Below are 25,344 nucleotides of genomic sequence, written 5' to 3' on the forward strand. Positions count from 1 at the left end.
ATGCTCAGGTTGCTGGGCCAAAAAGTCGTGTGGGCATCGTAAATAAGGAAAGGCGATGAGCAAAGCGCGTCCGTGGATTACCTTGCAGGGCCTGATCGCTGTCTCGATTGTGATCTGTCTGCTGACCATGCTGGCGGTCACTGCGCTGCAGGGCTATCGGGGGGCGCGTGCGGTGCTGGTTGCGGCGGCATCGGATTCGGCCAAGCAGATTGGCGCGTTGCTCAATGAGCGCGCCGAGCGTTTGCTGTCGCCTGGCGAGAATGCGTTGAGCATTCTGGTGCACGATCCGCTGGTCACCGCCGACTCGCTGCGCGAGCGGGCGAGCCGCATGCCAGCCCTGGCTCAATTGCTGGGTGACGGTAGAACGGTGAGTGCCGTGTATGCCGGCTACCCCGATGGTGAGTTCTTTCTTGTGCGCCGGGTGCCCGATGGGGGCTCGATCGCTACCAGCTCCCGGAGGGGACGCATTTTCTGGTGCAGTCGGTTGAGCGCGATGGCGAGCGCATGCTCGGACGTTGGCTGTTCTTCAATGCGGAGCTGCAGCAGACCGGCAGCAGGCCGGTACCCGAATACCGATATGACCCCCGTGAGCGGCCTTGGTACCAGCTGGCGCAGACCCGCGACGGGGTGGTGCTGACCGAACCCTATCTCTTCTTCACCACTCATCAGGTTGGTCTGACCATGGCGCGGCGCAGCAAGCTGACCGGCGTGGTGATGGGGCTGGATGCGGCCGTGGATGACCTGGCCGTTGAGGTCAAGGACATGCACCTGACGCCCGGCACGGAGATGGCGATTGTCAGCGGAGAGCGGGTTGTTACCTATCCGGACATGGACCGCCTGATCGTGCTGGAAGGCGCGCAGGAGCCGCGATTGGCCACCATTGAGGAGCTAGGCGTGCCGGTGCTGAGCGAGCTGGCAGCAATGGATGCCGATCCTGCGGAGGTGGCACTGCTGTCACGCGATGACGGTGACTGGTACGTCATCAGCCTGCCACTGACTCGCATTGGCGATGAGCTCGGTCGGGTGCTGATTGCCATGCCCGGTAAGGAGATGCTGGCCGGGGTTGTGGGTATTCTGCGTCAGCAGGCGACCTGGGCGCTGGTGTTGCTGTTGCTGCTGGTACTGGTGGGTTGGGCGCTGGGCCAGCGTTTGGGCGGGCCGCTCAAGGCGCTGGCTGATCAGGTGGGTGGTCTGGCCAACATGGACTTCAGTCAGAAGATCGGTGTGCGTTCGCGCATTCGCGAGGTCAACGAACTCGGCGGTGTGCTCAGCCGAATGGCGGGGGCGATCAATCATTTTCAGCAGATTTCACTGGCGCTGAGTCGCGAGACGCGCCTGGAGCGCATGCTTGATGTGGTGTTGGGCCACTTGATCGCGATGGCCAAAGGACGTGGCGGGGCGGTGTTTCTGTATGAGGAGCAGAGCGGTGAGTTGAGGCTGGCCAGTGGTATCAATGACGAGCATTACCCGCAGTCGTTGACGCTGGATGAGGAGCTGCGCAGTAAGCCGGAGCAGGTGCTGGCGGCACGTCTGGACCGGGATCATCGCTATATGACGCTGGCTCTGCGAGACCGTCAGGAAAATCTGATCGGCGTGCTTGCGGTAGAGGTCTCGCCGCTATTGACCTCAAACATGGTCAAGAGTCTGCGCCAGTTTCTGGAGAGCCTGTCCGGTACCCTGGCTGTTGCCATCGAAACGCGCCAGCTGTTCGATGACCAGCAGGTGTTGATGGAGTCGATCATTCGTCTGCTGGCCACGGCCATTGACGCCAAGTCGCCCTACACCGGCGGACACTGCGATCGTGTGCCGCAGCTGGCCGAGATGTTGCTCCACCGTGCCTTGGCCTCGGAAAGTGGCGCACTGGCTGAGTTCTCGATGGATGAAGAACAACGCTATGCCTTCCGCATTGCGGCCTGGATGCATGACTGCGGCAAGATCACCAGCCCTGAATACGTAGTCGACAAGGCCACCAAGCTGGAAACCATCTACAACCGCATTCATGAGGTTCGCACGCGCTTTGAGGTGCTGTGGCGAGATGCGGAGATTCGCTATTGGCAGGGCGTTGCCGAAGGGCGAGACGAGGCGGAGCTGGCCGCCGAGTTGGCGCAGACCCGACAACGTCTGCAGGCCGAATTTGACGAAGTGGCCAAGGCAAACGTCGGTGGCGAGTTCATGCGCGAGCAGGACGTCGAGCGCTTACGACAGATTGCCGAGCAAACCTGGGTGCGCCACTTTGACGACCGGCTCGGTCTGTCGCAGGAAGAAATGCAGCAGTTGCAGGCCGTGCCAGCGCCGGCACTGCCGGTGGTTGAGCGCCTGCTCAGCGACAAGCCCGAGCACAAGGTGCCCTGGGGGGATCGCAAACCGCCTGTGGCCAAGGATGATCCGCGTAACATCTGGGGCTTTGACATGGATGCGCCGCAATACAGCTTTGACCGCGGTGAGCTGCACAACCTGTCCATTCAGCGTGGCACGCTGACGGCGGAAGAGCGCTTCAAGATCAACGATCACATCGTGCAGACCCTGATCATGCTCAGTACCTTGCCGTTCCCCCGGGCGCTGCGCGATGTACCGCAGCTGGCCGCAACACACCACGAGAAGCTCGATGGCACCGGCTATCCGCGTCGGCTGGGTGACGATCAGCTGTCGGTGCCCGATCGGGTGCTGGCCATTGCCGACATCTTTGAAGCGCTGACGGCGGCGGACCGCCCGTACAAGCCGGCAAAAACGCTGTCCGAGGCCGTCAGAATCATGCTGTTCATGGCCAAGGATCGGCATATCGACGGAGAGCTGCTCGCGCTGTTTTTGCGCACCGGTGTGCACGAGCAATACGGTCAGCTGTTCCTGCAGCCGCAGCAGTGCGATCAGGTCGATGTGGAAGGGTGTCTGGCTCAGTTGCGAGAGTGGCAAGTGATCGCCTGATCGCCTCCTTGTTGTTGACCGCAGATGACAGAAATGTGGCAATCTGTCCGGCTGCTGGTGACTTGGATCACCAGCAGCCGTGAGTCTGAACAAGAGAGCTGTCATGTTGAGCCTGTCGCCCGTTGCTGAATCTGCCACCTTGCTGCGCCGCATCGGCGTGGTTGTCGGTTCTGTTCTGGTTACCCTGGGATACTGCCTGGATGTGCTCTGGCGAGCTGCTGCCAGACGGCTGGATCGCGCGCGGGTGGATCGCTACACGCGCGGCTGGGCGGCGGCCTTGCTCAGGTTGGTGCGCCTGCAGGTCAGTGTCTTTGGTACGCCTCCGGACTTCAGTGACGGACGCCGCTATATCATTCTTTGCACCCATGCCAGTCACTACGATATTCCGGTCAGCTTTGTGGCGTTGCCGGGCTCCATTCGCATGCTGGCCAAGTCGGAGTTGTATCGTATTCCGGTGCTGGGGTTGACCATGCGCCTGGCGGAGTTCCCTTCAATCAATCGCCACAAGCGCAATCAGGCGCTGGCCGATCTGGCCCGCGCCCGGCAGATGATGGAGTCGGGTATTGTGCTCTGGGCTGCGCCGGAGGGGACGCGCTCGCGCACGGGTGAGTTGCTGCCGTTTAAAAAAGGATGTTTTCACCTGGCGCTGGATACCGAGGCGGTGATCGTGCCGGTCGCCATTCGCGGTATCCACAGGGTGCTGCCGGCGCGCAGTTGGCGCTTCAACCTCGGGCAACAGGTGTCTGTGCACGTCGGCGAGCCGATTGACGCGGCGACCTACGCGCGTGAAGACCTGCCCGCGCTGATGGCCGAGACCCGCCAGCGGATTGCGGCGTTGCTGGGAGGCTCTGCGGTCTGACTCAGCGCTGCCCTGACTCGTCAACGGCGAGGTGGAATTGCGCGCCTTCGGTTTCCAGTGGCGCGAGGGTACTGATGCAGTAGTCCAGCTCCTCCAGCAGATCGCGCACCTTGTTGCTGTTCAGACCGCTGTGCGGGGATTTGCGCAGATGATGCTGGAGTGCTTCCAGGGTGCTCATGCCGGCCGCGACCGGCTGCCAGCTGACGTCTTCAATGCCCCATATCTGGCCGGTCTGTGGGTCGGGTTCCGGCACCGCCTTTTTGGCTTCATCGTCCAACATGGCGACGGCGGCCTGCAGTTCCAGTGCGGTGGTGTCGACAAAGCTGCTGAGCTCTGAGACGCCGAGTGTGCGGCACAGGCCGTCGAGCAGCTTCAGCTCGTTTCGCAGGGTATCCAGCAGACGGTCATCTGGCTGAAATTGACGGTTCAGCAGGGTGTTCAGCCGCAGGGCGCTTGCCACAGTGTGCTCCTGAGTCGAGGGTGGTGGAACTCGAACTTTAACCTAGAGCGCCGCTGTCCTGCACTGCCATGCTCATTCGATCCAGCGATACAGGGTGCGGCGCGTGATGCCCAGGATGTCTGCGGCCCGGCGTTTGTTGCCGCCGGTGGCGCTGAGCACCTGATGAATGTATTGGCGCTGCACGCTCTCCAGACTCGGTAGTTGCTCCAGTGCCGCCCCGGTCAGCCCGTCCAGTAGCGGGACGCCGGGCGAGCCCGGGTTTTGCTGCTCGGCCTGTTGCAGTCGATCCGGCAGGTTGCTCAGCTCGATCAGGTCTGCGGTGCAGAAGGTCGCTGCGCGCTCCACGGCGTTCTGCAGCTCGCGTACGTTGCCCGGGAAGGGGTGGCGCTGCAGCGCCAGGCGGGCGTCATCGGCAAAGCCTTTGATATGGCGCTGCTGTCTGGCATTGAAGCGAGCAAGAAAGAAGTCGGCCAGCGCGTGAATGTCATCGGCCCGCTCGCGCAGTGCCGGCACCTGCAGGGTGAAAGTCTCCAGGCGATAGAACAGGTCTTCGCGAAAGCGGCCGTCAGCCACGCAGTCGGTGAGCTGGCGGTTGGTGGCAGCGATGACGCGGACGTTCAGTTGTATCTCGTGGTCGCTGCCGACCGGCCGCACCTTGCCGTCCTGCAGGGCGCGCAGCAGCTTGGCCTGCAGGGCGAGAGGCATTTCGCCGATCTCGTCCAGCAGCAGGGTGCCTCCGTCGGCCTGCTGGAACAGGCCTGCGCGGGTCTTGCGGGCGCCGGTATAGGCACCGGCGGCATGGCCAAAAAACTCGCTTTCCATCAGCTCGCTCGGGATGCCGCCGCAATTGACGACCATGTACGGGGCGGACTTGCGACTGCTTTGCTCGTGTACCGCGCGGGCAACCAGCTCCTTGCCGGTGCCGCTTTCGCCCTGAATCAGCACCGGGCCGTCAGCGTCGGCCACCTGGCGGATGTCCTGAAACAGGCGGCGCATTACGCTGCTCTGGCCGATGATGCCGTGAAATTGCTCCACTGCCATGATTGAGCGATAGCGCTGCACTTCGCGGCGCAGGCGGCGGTTCTCCAGCAAGCGGCTCGCTGTGAGCAGGAAGTGGTCCATTTCCAGCGGCTTGGTGAGAAAGTCGTCGGCGCCTTGCTGCAGTGCCTGCACGGCCTGTTGTACCGAGCCAAAGGCGGTGATGATCAGCATCGCCGGGGCCGGGTTCAGGCCCTGCGCGACGGGTAGCAGACTCAGGCCGTTGGCGCCGGGCAGGCGCAGGTCGCTGATCAGCAGATCAATCTCGCCCTGTTGCAGCAGCGGCTGGGCGGCTTCGGCGCTGGCGCAGGCGGTCACCCGGTAGCCCTCGGCCTCGAGTTCTTCCTGCAGTAGTTCGCGCAGGCCCGGATCGTCTTCGACCAGTAGCAGATGTTCGGTATGGCTCATGCAGTGCGTTTCCCTTGATGAATCGGCAGCAGCAGGCTGGCACGGCAACCGCCTAACGGGCTGCTGTCGAGCACGAGTTGGCCGCCGTGTTCTTCGGCAATGGTGTTGACGATGGCCAGCCCCAGCCCGGTGCCTTCGCCCGGGGGCTTGGTGGTAAAGAAGGGCTCAAGCAGTTGCTCGTGACTGGCCTCGGGCAGGCCTGGCCCATCGTCGTCAATATCGATGCGCAGCTGTCCGTGCTGCTGACTGAGCCGCACCTGCAGTCGCTGCTCACTGGCTTGCAGGGCGTTACGCAGCAGATTGAGCAGGGCCAGCTCGAGACGCCCCGGGTCGCCTTTCACCGTGGGCAGCGTCTGCGCGTTGTCGCCCTCTACCTCGAGTTGTCGCCCGGCGACCTCCAGTTCCGGGGTAATGGCCGCCACCGCGCTGTCGAGTACTTGGCGCAGGGAGGTCGCGCGCGGCTCTGCAGCGCTGGGGCGGCTGTAGTCGAGCAGTTGGCGAACCGTGTGGGTCAGACGGGCTACCTGCCCGCGAATGGCGCCCAGTTCACGCTGCTGCCCCTGGTCATCGGCAGCATGGCGTTGCAGGCGTCGAGCGCGTCCGTCGATCACACTGAGCGGAGCGCCCAGCTCATGGGCGACCCCGCGTGCCATGCCGCCGATGGCTGCCATTTTCTCCTGATCCTTGAGCTGGGCCAGCAGGTCGGTCTCGGCGGCGCGACGCTCATCCAGCTCGTGTCGGGCTTGTTCGATACTGTCCAGCATCTGGTTCAGCCCTGCTGCCAGGGCGGCGACTTCGGTTGGGCCTTCCAGCGCTGCGCGGTGGGCATGGTCACCTTGGGCGACCCGCTGCATGTGTTCAAGCAGTCGGTCGACATGGCGACCTACACCGCCGTAGTGGCCCAGCATCACTGCGCAGAGGATGCCGATGGCCAGTACCGCCCAGGCCAGCCAGGCAATGATCTCCAGCTGGTCGAGCGCGCGGCCGAAGTCGCTGGCCCGCCGGGTTATTTGAATCAGCCCCTGAATCTGCCCGCCGGCATCGAACAGCGGCATGAAATGGGAGAACAGGTGGCGTCCGCCCACCTGGCTAAAGCCTTGCTGGGCCTGACCGGTAGACACGATAAGGTCGGGGATGGCGGTACGGGTCAGGTCGCTTTCGGTGATGCCGGCCGAGGCCAGACGCACACCGTTGACGTCGAATACCGAGGCGCCGTAGACCTCGCCGATAATAAAGACCGACCCCAGTGCGAGCTCGATTGCCTGCTCGTCATGCTCGCGCAGGGCATTGCCGATGGGAATGCTGATCGCCCGGCCGATCAACTCCAGGTCGTCCTTGAGGCGTTGTTGTTGAAACTGGCTGGCCTGCTCCAGGCCAAAGCGGATGCCTAGCGCGGTGAGCACCAGTAGGGGCAGCACGACAAACAGCAGAAGCGTGCGCTGCAGGCCGCTGATGCCGAGCCAGGAAAACGGGTCATATCTGAACGGGTATTTTTTGCTCATGTTTAAAAAAGATACGTTTTTGTGGGCGATCCAGGCAAGCTGAAAGGCGTTTCGGTTTGTTTTTTCAAGATAAATTCTTTTAAAAACAATTGTTTAAATACTTTTTGTCGGGCTTGGCACGGTCTCTGCTGTATATCCAGTGACACTCAACGAAGGAGAAACACCATGACGAATCTGAAGAAACTGACTGCTGCCCTGTGTGTTGTGACCCTGAGCGCGGGTGTACCGTTCGCTGTAGCGCAGTCCACCGGTGGTTCTGCCGGTCAGCAATACGGCGCCCCCTCAGCCGCGGCAGCCGCAGCGCCGGTGACCGATGAGGATCTGGAGAAATTCGTCACAGCGGAGAAGAAGGTCAATGAGATCCGCCAAGAGCTGACTGAAGAGCTGAGCAATGCGGGTGATCAGCAGGAAGCGCAGCAGATGCAGCTTGATGCGCAGGAAGAAATGGTTGAGGCCATTAAGGATGAGGAGATGGATATCCCACGCTACAACGAAATCGCCTCGCGCATGCAGACAGATATGGAACTGCGCCAGCGCGCTCAGCAGGTCAACTGATAGCGTGATCTGAACTGGTAAAAAGGGGCTTCGGCCCCTTTTTTTGTCGCCCTGTCAGGACTCACTGTATTCCGGGCGTTCGGCCAGGCCGCGTTTGAGGTGGTCAACCAGCTGGCGCACCTTGGGCGAGAGGTGCCGCTGTTGCGGATACAGCGCCCAGACGGCGGTATGCGGTGGCTGGTGTTGGGGGAGGAGGGCGCGTAAGGCGCCGCTACGCAGGTGGCCCTGAACGTAGTAGTCGGGAAGCTGGCACAGGCCAAAACCACGCAGTGCCGCTTCCAGCACCGCTTGGCCGCTGTTGCAGCGCCAGTTGCCCTGCACCCGAACCGGCAGTTCACGGCCGCGTTGCTGGAAGGTCCAGACGTCGCTGCTGCCGATCAGGCAGTTGTGCCTTGGTAGTTCCGACAGGCTGTGCGGCGCGCCGAAGCGCTCCAGATAGGTCGGTGCAGCGCACAGATACATGTGGCGCGGCGCAATGCGGGTGGCGATCAGGCTGGAGTCTTGCAGCCGACCCAGTCGAATGGCCAGGTCGTAGCTACCGTGCAACAGGTCCAGCGTCTGGTTGGTCAGGGTCATCTCGACCCGCAGCTGCGGATGCAGCTGCATAAAGTCGTCGACGATAGGCATGATAAAACTCTCGCCATAGGCGACTGCACAGGTCATGCGCAATAGCCCCTTGGGCTCGCTGCCCAGATCGGTAATGGCCTGCAGGGCTTCGTCGCGGGCGTCGATCAGGCGTTGGCAGTGCTGCAGAAAGGTTTGGCCGGCCTCAGTCAGGCTGACTCGACGTGTGCTGCGGTAAAACAGGCGACTCTGCAAACGGTCCTCAAGGCGGGCAATCTGGCGGCTGACGTGAGAGGAGGAGGCACCTAAGCGCTGTGCCGCGCCAGTGAAATGCCCGGTTTCGGCTACCGCTACAAATTCGTCGATACCTTGCCAGTCACTCATGATTATCCCTATACGGCAATAATGTTTTGTCTGATGAGGGATTATCCACGAAACCGCCTTCTACTACACTGGCGTCCTGTTGCTACCTCACTCAATGGAGAGTCCCCATGATCAAGTCCCGCGCCGCCGTGGCCTTTGCGCCGAATGAACCCCTGCAGATCGTCGAAGTGGACGTTGCGCCGCCGCAGGCCGGTGAGGTGCTGATTCGTATCGTTGCTTCCGGCGTTTGTCACACTGATGCCTATACCCTGTCCGGTCAGGACAGCGAAGGCGTGTTCCCCTGCATTCTCGGTCACGAAGGCGGTGGCATCGTCGAAGCCGTGGGTGAAGGGGTGACCTCGGTGCAGGTGGGTGATCATGTCATTCCGCTGTATACCGCCGAGTGCGGTGAGTGCAAATTCTGCAAATCCGAGAAAACCAACCTGTGCAGCTCGGTGCGCACCACGCAGGGCAAAGGCCTGATGCCCGACGGCACCAGCCGCTTCAGCTACAACGGCGAGCCGATCTATCACTATATGGGCTGCTCCACGTTCTCCGAGTACACCGTACTGCCGGAGGTCTCGGTTGCCGTGATTCCCAAGGAAGCACCGCTGGAAAAGGTCTGTCTGCTGGGCTGTGGCGTCACCACCGGTATCGGCGCAGTACTGAACACTGCCAAGGTGGAGGCCGGTTCAACGGTTGCCATCTTCGGTCTGGGTGGTATCGGTCTGGCTGCGATCATCGGCGCCAAAATGGCCGGTGCCAGCCGCATCATCGGTATCGACATCAACCCGGCCAAGGAAGGGATTGCCCGTGAGCTGGGTGCAGACGAGTTCGTCAATCCGAAGGATTACGACAAGCCGATTCAGGAAGTGATCGTCGATATGACCGACGGCGGCGTGGATTACAGCTTCGAGTGCATCGGCAACGTGCAACTGATGCGCGCCGCGCTGGAGTGCTGCCACAAGGGGTGGGGCGAATCGACCATCATCGGCGTCGCGCCGGCCGGTGCCGAGATCAGCACTCGTCCGTTCCAGCTGGTGACCGGTCGCGTCTGGCGCGGCAGCGCCTTCGGTGGCGTCAAGGGCCGTACAGAACTGCCGAGCTACGTCGAGAAATCGCAGACGGGCGAAATCCCGCTGGACAGCTTCATCACCCACACCATGGGGCTGGAGCAGATCAACGACGCCTTTGAGCTGATGCACGAAGGCAAGAGCATTCGGACGGTGATCCATTTTTGAGGCAGCCGCAAGCTTCAAGCCTCAAGCTTCAAGCAAAACCATGTGGTATCGAATTGCGCGGTTTTTCTTGAAGCAACGAATGGCAGATAAGCGTGTGGAAAACACTTGACGGTCCGACCGCCGAGCTAATTCTGATTACGCTTGCAGCTTGCAGCTTGCAGCTTGCAGCTTGCAGCTTGCAGCTTGCAGCTTGCAGCTTGCAGGGGGCGGCCATCCGCCTTGCAGCTGAAACCGGAGGTTTCTATGAACGACATTGAACTGGTCAGCGCCAACAAGAGCTTTGGCGGCTGGATGAAGCGCTATCGCCATCGCTCCCAGGTGCTGCACTGCGATATGGTGTTTGGCATCTACCTGCCGCCGCAGGCGGATCAGGGCAAGCCGCTGCCCGTGCTGTACTGGCTGTCGGGCCTGACCTGTACGGATGAAAACTTCATGCAGAAGGCCGGTGCGCAGCGCCTGGCGGCCGAGCTGGGTATGGTCATTGTGGCGCCGGACACCAGCCCGCGTGGCGAAGGCGTGCCGGATGACGCTGAGGGTGCCTATGACTTCGGCCTGGGTGCTGGCTTTTACGTCAACGCCACCGAGCAGCCGTGGGCCCAGCACTACCGCATGTACGACTACGTGGTGCAGGAGCTGCCGGGGCTGATCGAGGAGCACTTCCCGGTATCGGATCAGCGTTCGATCAGCGGTCACTCGATGGGCGGCCACGGCGCGCTGATCTGTGCGCTGAAGAATCCTGGTCGTTACCGCTCGGTCTCGGCCTTTGCGCCGATCACCAACCCGAGCGATTGTCCTTGGGGACACAAGGCGCTGGGGCAGTATCTGGGCAATGATCGCGCGGCCTGGAAAGCGTGGGATGCCTGCGAACTGCTGGCGGGGGCAACCGAACGCCTGCCGCTGCTGGTCGATCAGGGCGAATCCGATAACTTCCTGATTGAGCAGCTCAAGCCCGAGGCGCTGGAAGCGGCTGCGGCGGCCGCAGGCCATCCGCTGACGCTGCGTCGTCAGCCCGGCTACGACCACAGCTACTACTTTATCGCCAGCTTTATCGATGACCACCTTCGTCATCATGCGGCGGCGCTGGGTTTGTAGCCTGTTCCCTGTCATGTCGAGGCGGTAGAATCGCCGCCATCGACTGACGGGAGACTCCACATGCGTATTGGTCACGGCTACGACGTTCATCGCTTTGGCGATGGCGATTTCATCACTTTGGGCGGCGTACAGATTGCCCACAACCGTGGACTGGTAGCCCATTCCGATGGCGACGTGCTTCTACATGCGCTGGCCGACGCACTGCTTGGCGCGGCGGCATTGGGTGATATTGGACAACACTTTCCCGACACCGACCCCGAGTTCAAAGGCGCCGACAGCCGCGTGCTGCTGCGTCATGTCATGAGCCTGCTGCGTGAGCGGGGCTGGAAGGTAGGCAATGTGGACGCCACCATCGTTGCCCAGCGGCCGAAGATGGCGCCGCATATTCCGGTGATGCGCGAGCAGGTCGCCGCAGACCTGGGCGTCGCGTTGGATCAGGTCAACGTCAAGGCAACCACCACTGAAAAGCTCGGCTTCACCGGTCGCGAGGAAGGGATAGCCGTACACGCGGTGGCCCTGTTGCTGGCCGATGTCTGAGACGCTGCTGGGGCCGCGTGCCTGGGGTGAAAGCTGCGGCCGGGCAACGCTGAAGGCAACGCCTGAGGACTTTCGCGTCACCGAAGTGCTGGATATCGCTCTCAGTGGCGCCGGTGAGCATCTCTGGCTGTTGCTGGAGAAGCGAGGGCTGAACACCGAAGAGGTGGCCAGGCAGCTGGCTCGCGCGGCCGGTATTTCGCTGCGCAACGTCAGCTACGCAGGCCTGAAGGACCGTCAGGCGGTGACTCGCCAGTGGTTCAGCTTGCAGCTACCGGGGCGCGCCGATCCGGATTTCAGCGCGCTCTGGAACGATCAACTGCGTTGTCTTGAGCAGGCGCGCCATCAGCGCAAGCTGCAGCGCGGCGCTCACAGTGCCAACGGGTTCTTTATTCGCCTCACTGACCTGGTTGCCGATCAGTCGCAGCTGGATGAGCGGCTGCAGATTATCGCCGCTCAGGGTGTACCCAACTATTTCGGCCCGCAGCGCTTCGGCCGCGACGGCAGCAATCTGCACGATGCTCGCCGCTGGGCCGGGCAGGGCGGCTATCCGCCGGCACGCGGAACGCGTTCACGCTTGCTCTCAACCGCCCGCAGTCTGCTGTTCAATCGGATGCTCGCGGCGCGGGTGGCGGATGGCACCTGGAACCGCATTCTGTCCGGTGATTGTTTGGCCTTTACCGATAGTCGCAGTCATTTTCCGGCCAGCGAACTGGCCGCCGATGACCCGCGTCCGGCGGCCCTGGATCTGCATCCAACCGCATCGCTCTGGGGAGCGGGGAGGTTGGCCAGCAGTGCGGAAACAGCCCAGTTGGAACAGCAAATCGCCGCCGCCGAGCCGCAGCTTGCCGGCTGGTTGGAAGGGGCGGGGCTGGATCAGGCGAGGCGGATTTTACGCCTCCCCATTCAGGGGCTTACGTGGCATTATCCGTCATCTGATTGTCTCGAACTGGAATTTACCCTGCCTACCGGCTGCTTCGCTACGGCGTTGCTGCATGAGCTGCTGGAGCTCTCCAGTGCCCCCGGTGGCGGGCTGGAAACGGAAAACTGATGCGAATTCTGATTGCCAACGATGATGGTGTGCTGGCGCCGGGCATCAAGGCCCTGCACGGCGCGCTGGCCGATTATGCCGACTGCGTGGTGGTTGCCCCCGCGGAAGACCGCAGCGGTGCGAGCAGCGCCCTGAGTTTGGACCGGCCGCTGCGCCCATTTACGCTGGAAAACGGCTATATCGGGGTCAACGGCACGCCGACCGATTGTGTTCACCTTGGGCTCAATGCGCTGTTTGAAGACAGCATTGATATGGTGGTGTCGGGTATCAACCTGGGTGCCAACCTGGGTGACGACGTGCTGTATTCCGGCACTGTCGCTGCCGCGCTGGAAGGGCGTTTTCTGTCGCGTCCGGCGATGGCGTTCTCGCTGACCGGCCGTCAGGCCGACAACCTGCCGACCGCTGCGCACTTCGCGCGTCAGATGGTGGAGGCCCACGATAAACTCGATCTGCCGCCGCGTACGGTGCTTAACGTCAACGTACCGAACCTGCCGCTCGAGCACATCAAGGGTGTGCGCCTGACCCGTCTGGGTCATCGCGCGCGCGCAGCCAGGCCGGTGAAATGGGTCGATCCGCGTGGCAAGGAAGGTTACTGGATCTCGGTGGCCGGCGATGCCGAGGATGGCGGCGAAGGGACCGACTTTCACGCCATCATGCAGGGCTTTGTGTCGGTCACGCCGCTGCGCGTGGACAAGACCCTCTACGAGGTATTCGACCACTTGGAAAACTGGCTGGACGGACTGGTTTGAGAATGGCACACGACGACCTTTATCGCGCCGGCATCGGCATGACCTCTCAGCGCACGCGCGAGCGGTTGCTTGAGCGCCTGTTCGAGGAGGGCATCCGCAACCTGCATGTGCTTGAAGCGATCCGTCGAACCCCCCGCCACCTGTTTGTCGATGAAGCGCTGGCCCACCGGGCCTACGAAGATACGGCGCTGCCAATTGGCCATAACCAGACGCTGTCCCAGCCCTACATCGTGGCTCGCATGACCGAGTTGCTGCTGGGCGGCGGGCCGCTCGACAAGGTCATGGAAGTGGGGACCGGCTCGGGCTATCAGACCGCGATCCTCGCCCAGGTGGTTGAGCGCGTGTTCAGTGTCGAGCGCATCTATCCCCTGCAGGAACGGGCCAAGGGCGTGCTGCGCGACATTAATATTCGTAACGTGGTGTTTCGCCATGCCGACGGTAACTGGGGCTGGCCCCAGTACGGACCCTACGACGCCATCCTGGTGACTGCCGCGCCCGCGGAGATCCCGCCGGAGCTGCTTGGTCAACTGGCCGATGGCGGGCGCCTGGTGATTCCGGTTGGCGAGCACCAGCAGCACTTGATGCTGGTCGTGCGCCAGGGTGACGAGTTTATCCATCAGCAGGTCGAGCCGGTGCGGTTTGTGCCGCTGCTGGCCGGCGCCATTCACTCCTGATTTTTTCCTGCAAGGACCTTTCGTGAAGGAATACCTGTTGATCTTTCTGCGCGGCGTTGCCATGGGCGCAGCCGATGTGGTGCCCGGCGTATCCGGCGGCACCATTGCCTTTATCTCCGGCATTTACGATCGCCTGCTTGCGGCGATCGCCGCGTGCACGCCGGACAAGCTGATCTGGTTGTTGCGCGGGCGCATCGCCGAGACATGGAGGGCGGTTGATGGGGCGTTTCTGGCGACGCTGCTGGCGGGAATCCTGTGCAGCATTGCCTCCCTGGCACGGCTGATTACCTACCTGCTCGAGCACCACGGAGTACTGCTCTGGTCGTTCTTTTTCGGGCTGATCCTGGTGTCGGTGTATCTGGTCGGGCGGGAGATCAGCCGCTGGAATGCCTGGACCTTGCTGGCGGCGGTTGCCGGTGCGCTGTTTGCCTACGTGATTACCGTTGCCTCACCGCTGGCGCTGAGCGTGACGCCGTTGAACGTCTTCCTGGGTGGTTGCATCGCCATCTGCGCGATGATCCTGCCGGGCATTTCCGGCAGCTTCATTTTGCTGCTGCTGGGGCTGTATAGCGGCGTGCTGCACGCGGTGAAAACGGCTGATCTGGGCCTGCTTGGCTTGTTTGCGCTGGGCTGCGTTGTTGGCCTGCTGAGCTTTTCCCGCTTGCTGTCCTGGCTGCTGTCCCATGCGCGCAACGTGACGCTGGCGTTTCTCACCGGTTTGCTGGTGGGCTCGCTGAACAAGGTGTGGCCCTGGAAGCAGACCCTGACCTGGCGCACTAACAGCCATGGTGAACAGGTACCCTTGACCGAGGCGAATCTGCTGCCGCAACACTACAGCCAGCTCACTGGGGAGGCGTCACTGTGGCAGGCCGGGTTGGCGTTGATGGTGCTCGGCGTGGTATTAGTGTTGTTATTGGAGTGGTGGGGACGGCGATCGGCTGCCTGAGGGCGCGCCGTAGCGAACCCTGCAGGTGATACTGAACGGGAGCCAGCCTGGAATGGGGCGGTGTGTACAAGAAGGGCGTTGGCCTGCTGCACAGGCCAAGGGCCTTACAGCTGTGTGTCTGGCGGTAATACTGACCGCCTGTGCCGGTCCGTCCGGTACCGTGCCTATTGATGAGCGCGGTCGCGGTGGTCAACGCGCTCAGTCGGTTACAACCGGGGCGCACACGGTGCAGCGCGGTGAAACCCTGTATCAGATTGCCTTCCGTTATGGCTGGGACTGGAAAGAACTGGCCAGCAACAACAACCTGCGCGCGCCCTACACTATTTATCCCGGTCAGCGGATCAGTCTGGCCAGAGGCGGCGCTGCGCCGACTCGCGTCGCCACGACGCCGGCGACCACCCCAACCTCGCGTCCTGCCCCGGTGACCAGCGCGCCAGCCGTGACCTCCACGCCGGCCCGCAGCAACACCAGCACTGCGCAGACGGCCCCTGCCACGCGCGCCCCGACCAGCTCCGCCAGTACCAGCAGCACCCCGGCAACGGCTCCGGTTATCGCATCTGGACCGGTCAGTGCCGCGGGCTGGAGCTGGCCCGCGCGCGGCACACTGCTGGCGCGCTTTCAGTCAAACGGCAGTTTGAATAAAGGGATTGATATTGCCGGGCAATTGGGTGAGCCTGTCAAGGCGGCGGCTGATGGCGCAGTGGTGTATGCAGGTCGGGGCCTGATTGGCTATGGTGACATGATCATCATCAAGCACGATGAAACCTTCCTGAGTGCCTATGCACACAACAGCCGGTTGCTGGTGAAGGAGGGCGATCAGGTCAAGGTTGGCCAGGTGATCGCCGAAATGGGCAGTAGCGGCACCGATCGGGTCAAGTTGCACTTCGAGATCAGACGCAAGGGGCAACCTGTCGATCCGTTAACCTATTTGCCGCGAACTTGATGTTAGGGTCTGTTAACGTTTCGTTCGCCCACCTGCCGGAGGCCAATTTTTTTGGCCAGGCAAGACGGAGGAAGAGCAGTGTAGTTGATCTACATAAGCGACCGACAACGTAGCATGGCCGAAAAATGGTCCCGGCCCTGCGGGTGGGGCCGCCGAGGCTGCGCCTGTAAGGCGGGCGAACGAAAGGTCAACAGACCCTAAGGTGTAGTCAGGTCTGACATCTGACTGTCATTTTTGGCAGGCAGTCTGCTGAAAAGGCAGCCGGATGGGTAGTTCATTGCAGTCGCGCAGCGGGTTCACGTTGTTTGCTGCGGCTGTTGAGATACCGCGTTTTACTGACTTGGGGCGCGTATATGGCAGTTGAAAACAAGAAGCGGCCGCTTAAAGGCCCGTCAGCAGGTACCACGTCGTCACAGCGAAACATCATGGAAGATGAGGAGGTGCAAGGTATGCCCGTATCTGTCGAACGTCCCCAGCGCGTTACCCCGCGGAATCACCGCAGGGAGAACGCCTTCGAATTTACCAAAGAGCTGGATGCGACCCAGCTCTACCTCAACGAAATCGGTTTTTCGCCGCTGCTTACACCGGAAGAAGAGGTGCACTTTGCGCGTCTGGCGCAGAAGGGCGATCCGGCTGGTCGCAAGCGGATGATCGAGAGCAATCTGCGGCTGGTGGTCAAGATTGCCCGGCGCTATGTCAATCGCGGGTTGACCTTGCTCGATCTGATCGAGGAAGGCAATTTGGGCCTGATTCGCGCGGTTGAGAAATTTGATCCGGAGCGCGGATTCCGCTTCTCGACCTACGCCACCTGGTGGATTCGCCAGACCATCGAACGGGCGATCATGAATCAGACGCGCACCATTCGATTGCCGATTCATGTAGTGAAGGAGCTGAACGTCTATCTGCGCGCCGCGCGGGAGCTGACGCAAAAGCTCGATCACGAACCCTCCCCGGAAGAAATCGCCCACCTGCTCGACAAGCCTGTCGAAGACGTCAAGCGCATGCTGGGCCTGAACGAGCGCGTGGCGTCCGTCGACATGTCGCTTGGCCCGGATTCGGACAAGACATTGCTCGACACGCTAACCGATGAGCAAGGTGGCGACCCCTGTGACCTGCTCCAGGATGACGACCTTAACGCCAGCATCGATCAGTGGTTGGGCGAGCTGACCGACAAGCAGTGTGAAGTGGTGACCCGCCGCTTTGGTTTGCGCGGCCACGAGAGCAGTACGCTGGAAGAGGTTGGCCGCGAGATTGGTCTGACCCGTGAGCGGGTTCGGCAAATCCAGGTCGAAGCACTCAAGCGTTTGCGCGATATTCTGGAGCAGCACGGCCTGAGCGGCGAGTCGCTGTTTCAGTAACGTATCAGGAGCCGCCGCCCGGCGGTTCCGGCTTGACCATGCCACAGCGCCCGCGCCCGAGGTTCGGCGGCAAGCGGTCGGTGTGGTTGTATGGTATTGATCAACACTTCATTTATAGTGTGCGCTGTGCCTTACGCCGCGCAAGGTGCGCTTGCGGGTCTCGTTCATGCAAAGGAGATGGGTTGATGGAACTGACGACAGTCATTGTGCTGGTGGTGTTGGGTGTGGTCCTGCTGTACGCGATCATGCTGTACAACCAGCTGGTCAGTGTTAAGCACGCAGTGAGTCAGGCCTGGTCCAATATCGACGTGTTGCTGCGACAGCGTCACGACGAACTACCCAAGCTGGTCGAGGCCTGTCGTCGCTATATGCAGCATGAAAGCCAGACCCTTGAGCGCGTGATCGCTGCCCGCAGCGCCGTGGCCTCGGCGCGCGCAGATGAGGACGTCAAGGGGGTCGGGCGAGCAGAGAGTGTTCTGCGCGCTGGCTTGGGGCAGCTGTTTGCGCTGGCCGAGAACTACCCCGAGCTCAAGGCCAACGAGTCGTTTCAGCATCTGCATGAGCGCATCAGCGGGCTGGAGAACGGCATCGCCGACCGGCGCGAGCTGTATAACGCCGCTGTGAATATCAACAACGTGCGCATTGAACAGTTTCCGGAGGTGTTGCTGGCACGCCTGTTCGGCTTCAAATCGGCCGAGTTGCTGCAGTTCTCCGATGAAGAAAAGGCAGACGTGGATGTGCGGGCGCTGTTTTCGTGATTGATGTTCACGGCGTAATGCTGCTGTCGACGCCGGCTTATTACCTTTTCAGTGGCCTTGCTACCCTCGCTGCACTGATGCTGCTGGCGGCGATGTTTCGCAGCTGGCGGCGTGCGCGCTGGCTCGATGATACCCCCACCTCACGTATTCGCTCCGCTGCCCAGGGGCTGGTTGAGCTGCAGGGCAAATTGGATGCTGGCGGGCATCAGCCGTTGATCTCGCCGCTCGGCGAGGTGGACTGCCTCTGGTACCGCTTTACCGTGGAAGAGTACCGGCGCTCCGGCAAGAATAGTGAGTGGCGCACGGTAGAGAAGGGCCAGTCGGAGCGGCCCTTTTTGTTGCGCGATGATACCGGCAGCTGCTGGATTAGCCCCAAGGGAGCCGAGGTGCATCCCCGCCAGCGCCGACGCTGGGAGGGCAGTCAGCGTTGGCCGATGGGAAGCACTGTGCGTACCGGGCTGCTAGCCAGCTTGATTGGCAGCCGCTACCGCTACACCGAGGAGTGGTTCTCCGAGGGTGAGCTGCTTTACGCGCTGGGCTGGTTTGAGAGTCGCGGCGGTGGCCGTGAGGAGATTGATCAGCAGGGTATCGCCCGCCAGGTGATCAGTGACTGGAAGGCCGATTACGATGACCTGCTGGCCCGCTTTGATCGCAATGCAGATGGGCAAATCGATATGCAGGAATGGCAGCAGGTGCGTGCCGCTGCGGATCGTGAGGCGGAACGCCTGGCCCGCGTCGAAGGCCGCCAGCCTGTGGTGCATGTGCTGTCGAAGCCGGCTCGACGCGGCTTGCCCTTTATTCTGTCGGATCATCATGAAGAGGACCTGAGTCGCCGGCTCAAGCGCGGGTCCATCTGGTGCATGTTGGGATTCGGCGTTATGGCGCCGCTGGCGTGCTGGTTCTGGCTGGCGTAATCAGCTAAGCCGGTTCGCTGATCAGTGCGTTGCCTGCTGCTGTCGTGAGCTGTTGTAGCTGCGAATCCAGTCATCAAAGGCCGAGGCCGACAGTGGCCGGCTGTAGTAGTAGCCCTGGCCTTCGTTGCAGCCCAGCGCGGTGATGTAGGATTCCTGCTCGGCCGACTCGACCCCTTCGGCGATGACCTGCATGTTGAGGCTGCGCCCGAGCTGGATGATGGCGCGGACGATGGTCGCATCGTCTTCGTCCACCAGCACGTCCTGCACGAAGCTGCGGTCGATCTTGATCTTGTCCAGGGGTAGGCCGCGCAAGTAGCTGAGCGACGAGTAGCCGGTGCCGAAGTCGTCAATGGCAATCTGCACCCCGGCTTTTTTCAGGCTGTTCAGGTGCCCGGCTGCCGCCGCGATGTCTTCCATCAGGCCGGTTTCGGTTACTTCCATTTCCAGGCAGCGGGCGGGCAGCTTGTAGCGCTGAATCAGGTTGGTCACCATGCGCGACAGCTCACTATGATGGAGCTGTACGGTAGACAGGTTGACGGCCATGCGCAGCTCGGTCAGACCTGCATCGTGCCACTGGCGCAACTGGTGGCAAGCCTGGTCCAGCACCCACTCACCGATGCTGATGATGACGCCATTTTGTTCGGCCAGCGGAATGAACAGATCGGGCGGCACCAGCCCGCGTTCGGGGTGGTGCCAGCGCAGCAGGGCTTCAACGCCAACGACGCTGTGATCCTCGAATGACACCTGGGGTTGGTATACCAGATGAAACTCATTGCGCTCCAGCGCGCCGCGCAGCTCCTTGTCCAGCTCCCGGCGTACGCGCATCTCGCTGTCCAGGCTGGCGATGTAGAACTGGTAGCGGTTCCGCGACCTTGCCTTGGCCAGCATCATGGTCTGCTCGGCTTTTTGCAGCAGTTTCTCGGCATCGTCGCCGTCGTCAGGAAACAGGGTGATACCGATGGTTGCGCGCAGGCTGACTGAATGCTCGCCGATTTCGAATGGGCGGCTCAGATCATCCAGAATGGTCTGGGCCAGCTCGGCGGCTTCGTATGGTTCGCTGACGCCGGTCTGGACCAGAGCGAACTGGTCGCCGCCCAGGCGTGCCAGGCTGCCCAGCCGGCCGCTGTTGGCGCGCAGACGGTCGGCCAGGGTCACCAGCAGGCTGTCGCCGGACTGGTAGCTGAACTGTTCGTTGATTTCCTTGAAGTCATCCAGGCCGCAGCACAACACGGCAACACCGCGCTGACGGCGGCCGGCGTCGGCAAGAATGCGCGAGAGCTGTTCCTGCAGCATGCTGCGATTGGGCAGGCCGGTCAGGTGGTCGTGCTGGGACATGTGTAGCAGGTTTGCCTCAGCCTCGCGCCGCCGGCTGCTGTTGCGTTCGATTGAGTCCAGCAGCTCGTTGGCCTTGTTGATCCACAGGCCAAGCTCGTTCTTTTCTTGTCCGGGCAGCATTGGAATATGCATCTTGCCCGGATGGTCCGGGTTGATATTGCTGATGCGCTCGATCACCGCTGCCAGGGGTTTGGTCAACAGCAGGTGATAGAGCAGATAGAGCGCCAGGGCCATGGCCAGTGCCCGCAGCACACCCGAGATCAGAATGATCAGCGAGTCCTGCAGAAAGTCCTGCCCGTAGGGCGCGGTGTCCAGCACGATGCGCAGGTCACCGTAGTATTCGTTGTAGGGTTCACGGCCAAACAGGCCAACGCTGTAGTGTTGCTCCACGCCAAACAGCCAGTCGGTGACGCTGCGCAGGGGCGTAGAGGCGAGGGGACGCTCGCGGCTGGCAAGCTGGGTTTCGTCGGGGTGACCAATAGAGGCAAAGCGCACGGCGCGGTGCTCAAACAGACCGCCAATGACCTGCATGGCCATCTCTCGGTCCAGGCTGTACACGGCTTGGGTGGCCGGGTCTTCGGACATGGCCAGAATTTGTTCTGCCGTGCTGTCGATCAGCTGGCGTTCCTTACGCAGATCAAAACTGATCTGGCCGAGGCTCAGAACGACGCCGACCAACAGTGCCCATAACAGCACCAGGCGTAACAGTTTGACTGACAGGCTATGTCTGCGCTCGAGCTTCAAGGTCTTATTATTCCTGTCCTGAGAATGGGCGCGCTTGAGCAATGATGCAGGGTTTGTGGCCTGTTGTGCAATATCTGCTGCAACAGGGAGCGAAACGGCAACAGACCCTAGGGCAGCCATGACAGGAAACATTAAGTTGACGTCAAAGTGCAATCATTTTTTCGGCCAAAACAAAAACACCCTGCCGAGGCAGGGTGTTTTGGTACCGCAGACTGGATCAGGCAGCGAAGTTTTTCGCTACGAAGTCCCAGTTGACCAGGTTCCAGAACGCTTCTACGTACTTCGGACGCGCATTGCGGTAGTCGATGTAGTAGGCGTGTTCCCAGACGTCGCAGGTCAGCAGCGGGGTGTCGCCGCTGGTCAGCGGGCAACCGGCGCCGATGGTGCTGGCCAGCGCCAGGGAGCCGTCGGCTTTCTTGACCAGCCAGCCCCAGCCGGAACCGAAGGTGCCGATGGAGACTTTGCTGAACTCTTCTTTGAACGCGGCGAAGGAGCCGAAAGCCTTGTTGATGGCTTCAGCCAGCTCGCCAGTCGGCTCGCCGCCGCCGTTCGGGCTCAGGCAGTTCCAGTAGAAAGTGTGGTTCCAGATTTGCGCTGCGTTGTTGAAAACGCCACCGCTGGAGGTCTTGATGATCTCTTCCAGGCTCTTGCCTTCGTACTCGGTGCCCGGAACCATGTTGTTCAGGTTGACCACGTAGGTGTTGTGGTGCTTACCGTAATGGTATTCCAGGGTCTCTGCCGAGATGTGCGGCTCCAGTGCGTTCTTCTCGTAGGGAAGTGCGGGTAGTTCAAAAGCCATGATCTATCTCCATCGTCAGGTATCAGGGTCTGCACCGGTGCGGGTGGGTGTGCCCGGGCACGGATGCTGACTGGGTTGCCGCGCGCACGCGGCGGCGCGGCCAATCTGCTACGCCTCTTGTGGGCAACCGTATGCGGTTGCGCTCTGGGCGCTGCCCGTCTTGAGATCGGGAAGACCCGATCATAGCACCTGAAAGCGTGCCTATCCACGCACCTTCAGTGTGGTTATAGAGGCCTCAAAGGGTCTGCAGCGCGGGTTGGGCCAGAGACCAGGCGACGGTGAGCATCATGCCGGCGACCAGCAGATCGATCAGGCGCCAGGTCAGCGGACGCTGCAATACCGGCGCCAGGCGAGCCGACCCGACGGCCAGCAGGGTGAACCAGAGGATGGATGCGCTGGCGGCGCCCAGTGCGAATACCAGTGGCAGGGAGTGCTGCGCGGCGAGGCTGCCGATCAGCACCATCGTGTCCAGATAGACGTGCGGGTTCAGCAGGGTCACCGCCAGGGTGGTCAGCAGCACCGCACGGCGCGAGCGAGCTGGTGCGCGCATGGCTTCCAGTCCGCGCGGTGACAATGCCCGCCAAAGTGCCTGCGAGGCGTACAGCAGAAGAAAGGCGACGCCCGCCCAGCGCGTGATTTCCATCGCCAGCGGATGAGCCTGGAGCAGTGCGGCCAGACCGAAGGTGCCGGCCATGATCAGCACCGCATCACACCCCATGCAGATGAGCGCAACGCTGATGTGATGCTCGCGGCGCAACCCCTGGGCCAGTACAAAGGCGTTTTGCGCACCGATAGCCATGATCAGCCCTGCGGCGGCAATCAGACCGTGGAAGTAACTGTAAAACAAGCTGGGCATGACGACTCTCTCCATTGCGATGACGCGAGTGTGCGCTGGACAGGATGATTAGGAAAACAAATAATCATCATGCTGCATTAGGGGAATTGATATGGTCGATTACAAGCTGCTGGCTGCTTTGGCGGCGGTGGTTGAGCACGCCGGTTTTGAGCGCGCAGCGGCGGCCTTGGGGCTTTCCCAGTCAGCTGTGTCCCAGCGTATCAAGCTGCTCGAGGCGCGTCTGGGCACCGCGGTGCTGGTGCGCAGCGCGCCGCCGCAAGCGACGGCCGCCGGGCAGCGCTTGCTGAATCATGTACAGCAGGTGCGGCTGCTGGAGAGGGACTTGCAAACGGATCTGCCACAGATGGCGGACGCCGCCGGCCGCACGCGCCTGAGGGTGGCGCTGAACGCTGACAGCCTGGCGACCTGGTGGGCAGCGGCTGTCTCAGCCTGGTGCGAGCGAGAGCGGGTGCTGCTGGATCTTCAGGTCGAGGATCAGGACGTGGGGCTGCGGCGGATGCGCAGCGGCGAGGTCGCGGCCTGCCTGTGCGCGGCAGAGCAGCCGGTGGCTGGTGCGCGCAGCCTGCTCCTCGGTCAGATGCCCTATCTGGCGGTGGCCAGTCCGGCGTTTGTGCAGCGGCATTTTCCGCAGGGGGTGATGGCAGCCGATGTGGCGCGGATTCCGGCAGTCGTGTTTGGTCCTGACGATCGCCTGCAACATCGCTTCGTCCAGCAACTTGGGGTGACAGGGGAGTTCGACTACCACTTGTGTCCCTCGTCCGAGGGTTTTGTGCGCATGCTGGAGGCCGGTGTTGGCTGGGGTATGGTGCCGGCGCTACAGGTAACCGACGAGCTGCAGAGCGGACGGTTGCTGCAACTGCTGCCGGGTCAGGCGTTGCAGGTACCGCTGTACTGGCACTATTGGCGCAGCGGCGGCCAGTTGCTCGCCGGTCTGACCGACGAGCTGGTGCGCGTGGTGCCAGGCCTGCTGGCGCCCGCGTGAATTACTCGATCTGCATGCTGCCGGACCCCGGCAGCTTCTCGATACAATCGGTGCCGAGCAAGCGCGATGGCGTGTAGTAGCCGGGTGCGGGCTCCTGTTCCAGCAGGAAATTGACAGCCATCAGAGCGCCCTCGACGGTGACGTCGTAGCCGTTGGCGGTCTCGATGCGGGCCACCACCTTGCGGCCGGCGCGATTTTGCGCCTCGCCCCAGACATAGCTGCGGGCCGATTCGCGTTGCTGCGAGTCTGGGCCGGTGATGCGCCGTCCGACCAGGTATTTGAGCAGCGCTTGCACCGGCGCCAGGCCCAGCAGGGGGCGTATACGGTCAAGCCGCCGCAGACGAGTCGCGGCGCTGGGGGCCATCGGCAGGAAGACTTCGATATGGTCGATGCCGGTAGAAAACCAGGCCGTGGCGATATCGCCCCAGGGGATGGTGACCGCGTGTTTGGTGCCGTTGCCGAAGTCAATCTCACGGCTTTGGTAGGCCAGCGGGACGCTGACAATACGGTCATCCTTGCGAATGCGACCACCATATTTCAGGCCCTCTACCGAGGTTTTGGCAGTACCGGGAGACAGGGCGCTGCGCGAGTCGAACCCCAGGGCCAACCGGTCGGCGTCGGGCAGTTCCTGTTTCAGTCTGGCGGCAATGCAATCGGTGGGGATGACATCAAAACCGACGCCGGGGCAGATTACGATATTGGCCCGTTCGGCGTCGGGCTGTCTGGCCTGCGCTGCGACAAAGGCGTCGATTTCCCCGGTGATATCCAGATAGTGGCAGCCGCTCGCCAGGCAGGCGTCAATCAGCGGCTGGCTGGTGGCGGAGAAGGGACCGGCACAGTTGAGAACGACCTTATGGTCCGCCAGAATGTGCTGCAGGGCTTGCGGGTCGTGGAGATCAAAGCTCTTGTGCGGCAGGCCCAGTGACTCGCCGAGCCGGGTGATGGCGCGCGCATTGCGCCCGGCCAGTACCGGCTTCAGGCCGCGTGCGGCCGCTGCCTGGGCCAACAGTGTGCCGGTATAGCCGTTGGCACCGTAGATCATCCATTGCGACATGCACATGCTCCTCAAGCCTTGGGAGCATTCAGGGTAATGGCGCCGGCGGAGTTGCGCCAGCGCCGAATAGCCAGCGGCAGCGCCTCAGGTGCGAATCACCTGGCCGCGATAGATGCGCACGCTGCCGGTCGGTGCGTTGCCCTGGTCGGTGTCTGCTTCCAGGCGGGCGATGTTCTCCTGACGGTGCGAGAACTGCCGAGAGGCGATTGCACCCTGCGCCAGCGGTGATGGCTGGGCGACCGGGCCGGGCGCCTGCACCAGGTCCGCCAGACGTGTCCCCAGCTCGCGTATTTCTTGCAGCTGGCTGTCGCGGCTGAGGTCAATCATGTGTTCGACGGCATCCGGATCACCCAGGCGGACGGTGACGCCGAGCGAGCGCTTGAGCTGACGGCGCAGCGCGGTCATGCAATCGAGTGTGGCGCGGTTGAACTGTGCCTCTGCGATCATGTTCATACCCCCCGTAGGTCATTGGCAATGAGAAGGTGTTATAGCCAAGTGAGGTCTCGGTAAGCAGAATGTGTACCAATACGCGGTACTGCTTGGAGAATGGGGCCTTGCGGGGTCACTGAAGTGGCGTCAGTCGATTGGCGTGCAGCCTGCTGGTGCAGGCTTGCACCGCTCTGGCGCAAGGGTTTGAGTTTGT

23 protein-coding genes and 1 pseudogene are annotated in these 25,344 nt (G+C 62.0%); 15 read left to right on the forward strand and 9 right to left on the reverse strand.

All coding sequences use genetic code 11. The features are described from left to right. Nucleotides 1–55: 55 nt before the first annotated feature. Nucleotides 56–2,922: pseudogene (locus CNQ84_RS03875) on the forward strand (HD domain-containing phosphohydrolase). A gap of 103 nt (nucleotides 2,923–3,025) precedes the next feature. Then, nucleotides 3,026–3,781: a lysophospholipid acyltransferase family protein gene (locus CNQ84_RS03880; protein WP_096003592.1), complete on the forward strand. Its 756-nt coding sequence runs from the start codon at nucleotides 3,026–3,028 to the stop codon at nucleotides 3,779–3,781. A 1-nt stretch (nucleotide 3,782) separates the two neighbouring features. Here CNQ84_RS03880 and CNQ84_RS03885 read toward each other — a convergent pair whose 3' ends face one another. From CNQ84_RS03885 to CNQ84_RS03895, 3 genes are all read right to left on the reverse strand, one after another. Continuing rightward, nucleotides 3,783–4,241: a hypothetical protein gene (locus CNQ84_RS03885; RefSeq protein WP_096003593.1), complete on the reverse strand. Its 459-nt coding sequence runs from the start codon at nucleotides 4,239–4,241 to the stop codon at nucleotides 3,783–3,785. Nucleotides 4,242–4,313: 72 nt separating this feature from the next. Beyond that, nucleotides 4,314–5,687 carry a sigma-54-dependent transcriptional regulator gene (locus CNQ84_RS03890; RefSeq protein WP_096003594.1) on the reverse strand — a complete coding sequence of 458 codons (1,374 nt, stop codon included), beginning with the start codon at nucleotides 5,685–5,687 and terminating at the stop codon, nucleotides 4,314–4,316. Next, complete coding sequence (locus CNQ84_RS03895; protein ID WP_096003595.1) at nucleotides 5,684–7,189, reverse strand: sensor histidine kinase; 1,506 nt, start codon at nucleotides 7,187–7,189, stop codon at nucleotides 5,684–5,686. Before CNQ84_RS03895 ends, CNQ84_RS03890 begins: the two co-directional genes overlap by 4 nt. Nucleotides 7,190–7,354: 165 nt before the next feature. Between CNQ84_RS03895 and CNQ84_RS03900 the strand changes: the two genes are divergently transcribed. Beyond that, a complete protein-coding gene (locus CNQ84_RS03900) occupies nucleotides 7,355–7,744 on the forward strand; it encodes a DUF4168 domain-containing protein (RefSeq protein WP_096003596.1) in 390 nt (129 codons plus the stop codon). Between the two features lie 54 nt (nucleotides 7,745–7,798). Here the strand turns inward: CNQ84_RS03900 and CNQ84_RS03905 are convergent, their stop codons facing one another. Further along, complete coding sequence (locus tag CNQ84_RS03905; RefSeq protein ID WP_096003597.1) at nucleotides 7,799–8,692, reverse strand: LysR substrate-binding domain-containing protein; 894 nt, start codon at nucleotides 8,690–8,692, stop codon at nucleotides 7,799–7,801. A 107-nt stretch (nucleotides 8,693–8,799) separates the two neighbouring features. Here CNQ84_RS03905 and CNQ84_RS03910 point away from each other — a divergent pair, with 107 nt between their 5' ends. The 11 genes from CNQ84_RS03910 (at nucleotide 8,800) to CNQ84_RS03960 (ending at nucleotide 18,931) form a co-directional block, all read left to right on the forward strand. After that, nucleotides 8,800–9,912, forward strand: coding sequence for an S-(hydroxymethyl)glutathione dehydrogenase/class III alcohol dehydrogenase (locus CNQ84_RS03910; RefSeq protein ID WP_096003598.1), 1,113 nt, complete (start codon nucleotides 8,800–8,802; stop codon nucleotides 9,910–9,912). Between the two features lie 243 nt (nucleotides 9,913–10,155). Then, nucleotides 10,156–11,004 (forward strand): S-formylglutathione hydrolase, encoded by an 849-nt coding sequence (gene fghA, locus CNQ84_RS03915; RefSeq protein WP_096003599.1) that lies wholly within the window; start codon nucleotides 10,156–10,158, stop codon nucleotides 11,002–11,004. Nucleotides 11,005–11,064: 60 nt separating this feature from the next. Next, entirely contained in the window at nucleotides 11,065–11,541 is a 477-nt protein-coding gene (gene ispF / locus CNQ84_RS03920; protein ID WP_096003600.1) for a 2-C-methyl-D-erythritol 2,4-cyclodiphosphate synthase, read from the forward strand. Further along, entirely contained in the window at nucleotides 11,534–12,589 is a 1,056-nt protein-coding gene (gene truD / locus CNQ84_RS03925; RefSeq protein ID WP_096003601.1) for a tRNA pseudouridine(13) synthase TruD, read from the forward strand. The genes ispF and truD overlap by 8 nt, the downstream gene beginning before the upstream one ends. Beyond that, the gene (gene surE, locus CNQ84_RS03930; protein ID WP_096003602.1) at nucleotides 12,589–13,338 is read left to right on the forward strand and encodes a 5'/3'-nucleotidase SurE; all 750 of its coding nucleotides are present in this window, start codon (nucleotides 12,589–12,591) and stop codon (nucleotides 13,336–13,338) included. Before truD ends, surE begins: the two co-directional genes overlap by 1 nt. Before the next feature lie 2 nt (nucleotides 13,339–13,340). Next, a complete protein-coding gene (locus CNQ84_RS03935; RefSeq protein WP_096003603.1) occupies nucleotides 13,341–14,012 on the forward strand; it encodes a protein-L-isoaspartate(D-aspartate) O-methyltransferase in 672 nt (223 codons plus the stop codon). Nucleotides 14,013–14,034: 22 nt separating this feature from the next. After that, entirely contained in the window at nucleotides 14,035–14,958 is a 924-nt protein-coding gene (locus CNQ84_RS03940; RefSeq protein WP_096003604.1) for a polyprenyl-phosphate transporter, read from the forward strand. Nucleotides 14,959–15,010: 52 nt separating this feature from the next. Further along, on the forward strand, nucleotides 15,011–15,901 hold the full coding sequence (locus CNQ84_RS03945) for a peptidoglycan DD-metalloendopeptidase family protein (RefSeq protein WP_096003605.1): 891 nt from the start codon (nucleotides 15,011–15,013) through the stop codon (nucleotides 15,899–15,901). A gap of 449 nt (nucleotides 15,902–16,350) precedes the next feature. Beyond that, complete coding sequence (gene rpoS / locus CNQ84_RS03950) at nucleotides 16,351–17,259, forward strand: RNA polymerase sigma factor RpoS (RefSeq protein WP_425054192.1); 909 nt, start codon at nucleotides 16,351–16,353, stop codon at nucleotides 17,257–17,259. 185 nt (nucleotides 17,260–17,444) lie between these two features. Beyond that, nucleotides 17,445–18,017 (forward strand): LemA family protein, encoded by a 573-nt coding sequence (locus CNQ84_RS03955; protein ID WP_096003607.1) that lies wholly within the window; start codon nucleotides 17,445–17,447, stop codon nucleotides 18,015–18,017. Continuing rightward, nucleotides 18,014–18,931 (forward strand): GIDE domain-containing protein, encoded by a 918-nt coding sequence (locus CNQ84_RS03960; protein ID WP_096003608.1) that lies wholly within the window; start codon nucleotides 18,014–18,016, stop codon nucleotides 18,929–18,931. The genes CNQ84_RS03955 and CNQ84_RS03960 overlap by 4 nt, the downstream gene beginning before the upstream one ends. 21 nt (nucleotides 18,932–18,952) lie before the next feature. On the opposite strand, the gene CNQ84_RS03965 is transcribed toward CNQ84_RS03960, so the two are convergent. The 3 genes from CNQ84_RS03965 to CNQ84_RS03975 all read right to left on the reverse strand — a co-directional run bounded on the left by CNQ84_RS03965 (nucleotide 18,953) and on the right by CNQ84_RS03975 (nucleotide 22,656). Further along, entirely contained in the window at nucleotides 18,953–21,010 is a 2,058-nt protein-coding gene (locus CNQ84_RS03965; protein WP_096003609.1) for a putative bifunctional diguanylate cyclase/phosphodiesterase, read from the reverse strand. 217 nt (nucleotides 21,011–21,227) lie between these two features. After that, the gene (gene sodB, locus CNQ84_RS03970) at nucleotides 21,228–21,809 is read right to left on the reverse strand and encodes a superoxide dismutase [Fe] (protein WP_083723393.1); all 582 of its coding nucleotides are present in this window, start codon (nucleotides 21,807–21,809) and stop codon (nucleotides 21,228–21,230) included. A 235-nt stretch (nucleotides 21,810–22,044) separates the two neighbouring features. Further along, nucleotides 22,045–22,656, reverse strand: a complete 612-nt coding sequence (locus tag CNQ84_RS03975; RefSeq protein ID WP_096003752.1) for a LysE/ArgO family amino acid transporter — start codon at nucleotides 22,654–22,656, stop codon at nucleotides 22,045–22,047. Nucleotides 22,657–22,756: 100 nt separating this feature from the next. Between CNQ84_RS03975 and CNQ84_RS03980 the strand changes: the two genes are divergently transcribed. Next, nucleotides 22,757–23,647, forward strand: a complete 891-nt coding sequence (locus tag CNQ84_RS03980; protein WP_096003610.1) for a LysR family transcriptional regulator ArgP — start codon at nucleotides 22,757–22,759, stop codon at nucleotides 23,645–23,647. Nucleotide 23,648: 1 nt separating this feature from the next. Here CNQ84_RS03980 and CNQ84_RS03985 read toward each other — a convergent pair whose 3' ends face one another. Both CNQ84_RS03985 and CNQ84_RS03990 read right to left on the reverse strand, forming a co-directional pair. Beyond that, the gene (locus CNQ84_RS03985; protein ID WP_096003611.1) at nucleotides 23,649–24,707 is read right to left on the reverse strand and encodes a saccharopine dehydrogenase family protein; all 1,059 of its coding nucleotides are present in this window, start codon (nucleotides 24,705–24,707) and stop codon (nucleotides 23,649–23,651) included. A 78-nt stretch (nucleotides 24,708–24,785) separates the two neighbouring features. Continuing rightward, nucleotides 24,786–25,154 carry a hypothetical protein gene (locus CNQ84_RS03990; RefSeq protein ID WP_245841235.1) on the reverse strand — a complete coding sequence of 123 codons (369 nt, stop codon included), beginning with the start codon at nucleotides 25,152–25,154 and terminating at the stop codon, nucleotides 24,786–24,788. Nucleotides 25,155–25,344 lie beyond the last annotated feature (190 nt).

The organism is Pseudomonas abyssi, from assembly GCF_002307495.1.
In the GTDB taxonomy this organism is placed as follows: Bacteria; Pseudomonadota; Gammaproteobacteria; order Pseudomonadales; family Pseudomonadaceae; genus Halopseudomonas; species Halopseudomonas abyssi.

Bases quoted from the DNA above. Each gene is read 5' to 3' on its own strand.
- CNQ84_RS03980 (WP_096003610.1), top strand. From the start codon at position 22,757: ATGGTCGATTACAAGCTGCTGGCTGCTTTGGCGGCGGTGGTTGAGCAC.
- CNQ84_RS03900 (WP_096003596.1), top strand. From the start codon at position 7,355: ATGACGAATCTGAAGAAACTGACTGCTGCCCTGTGTGTTGTGACCCTG.
- CNQ84_RS03985 (WP_096003611.1), bottom strand. From the start codon at position 24,707: ATGTGCATGTCGCAATGGATGATCTACGGTGCCAACGGCTATACCGGC.
- CNQ84_RS03990 (WP_245841235.1), bottom strand. From the start codon at position 25,154: ATGAACATGATCGCAGAGGCACAGTTCAACCGCGCCACACTCGATTGC.
- CNQ84_RS03910 (WP_096003598.1), top strand. From the start codon at position 8,800: ATGATCAAGTCCCGCGCCGCCGTGGCCTTTGCGCCGAATGAACCCCTG.
- CNQ84_RS03880 (WP_096003592.1), top strand. From the start codon at position 3,026: ATGTTGAGCCTGTCGCCCGTTGCTGAATCTGCCACCTTGCTGCGCCGC.
- ispF (WP_096003600.1), top strand. From the start codon at position 11,065: ATGCGTATTGGTCACGGCTACGACGTTCATCGCTTTGGCGATGGCGAT.
- CNQ84_RS03955 (WP_096003607.1), top strand. From the start codon at position 17,445: ATGGAACTGACGACAGTCATTGTGCTGGTGGTGTTGGGTGTGGTCCTG.
- CNQ84_RS03890 (WP_096003594.1), bottom strand. From the start codon at position 5,687: ATGAGCCATACCGAACATCTGCTACTGGTCGAAGACGATCCGGGCCTG.
- rpoS (WP_425054192.1), top strand. From the start codon at position 16,351: ATGCCCGTATCTGTCGAACGTCCCCAGCGCGTTACCCCGCGGAATCAC.
- sodB (WP_083723393.1), bottom strand. From the start codon at position 21,809: ATGGCTTTTGAACTACCCGCACTTCCCTACGAGAAGAACGCACTGGAG.
- surE (WP_096003602.1), top strand. From the start codon at position 12,589: ATGCGAATTCTGATTGCCAACGATGATGGTGTGCTGGCGCCGGGCATC.
- CNQ84_RS03905 (WP_096003597.1), bottom strand. From the start codon at position 8,692: ATGAGTGACTGGCAAGGTATCGACGAATTTGTAGCGGTAGCCGAAACC.
- fghA (WP_096003599.1), top strand. From the start codon at position 10,156: ATGAACGACATTGAACTGGTCAGCGCCAACAAGAGCTTTGGCGGCTGG.
- truD (WP_096003601.1), top strand. From the start codon at position 11,534: ATGTCTGAGACGCTGCTGGGGCCGCGTGCCTGGGGTGAAAGCTGCGGC.
- CNQ84_RS03895 (WP_096003595.1), bottom strand. From the start codon at position 7,189: ATGAGCAAAAAATACCCGTTCAGATATGACCCGTTTTCCTGGCTCGGC.
- CNQ84_RS03935 (WP_096003603.1), top strand. From the start codon at position 13,341: ATGGCACACGACGACCTTTATCGCGCCGGCATCGGCATGACCTCTCAG.
- CNQ84_RS03945 (WP_096003605.1), top strand. From the start codon at position 15,011: ATGGGGCGGTGTGTACAAGAAGGGCGTTGGCCTGCTGCACAGGCCAAG.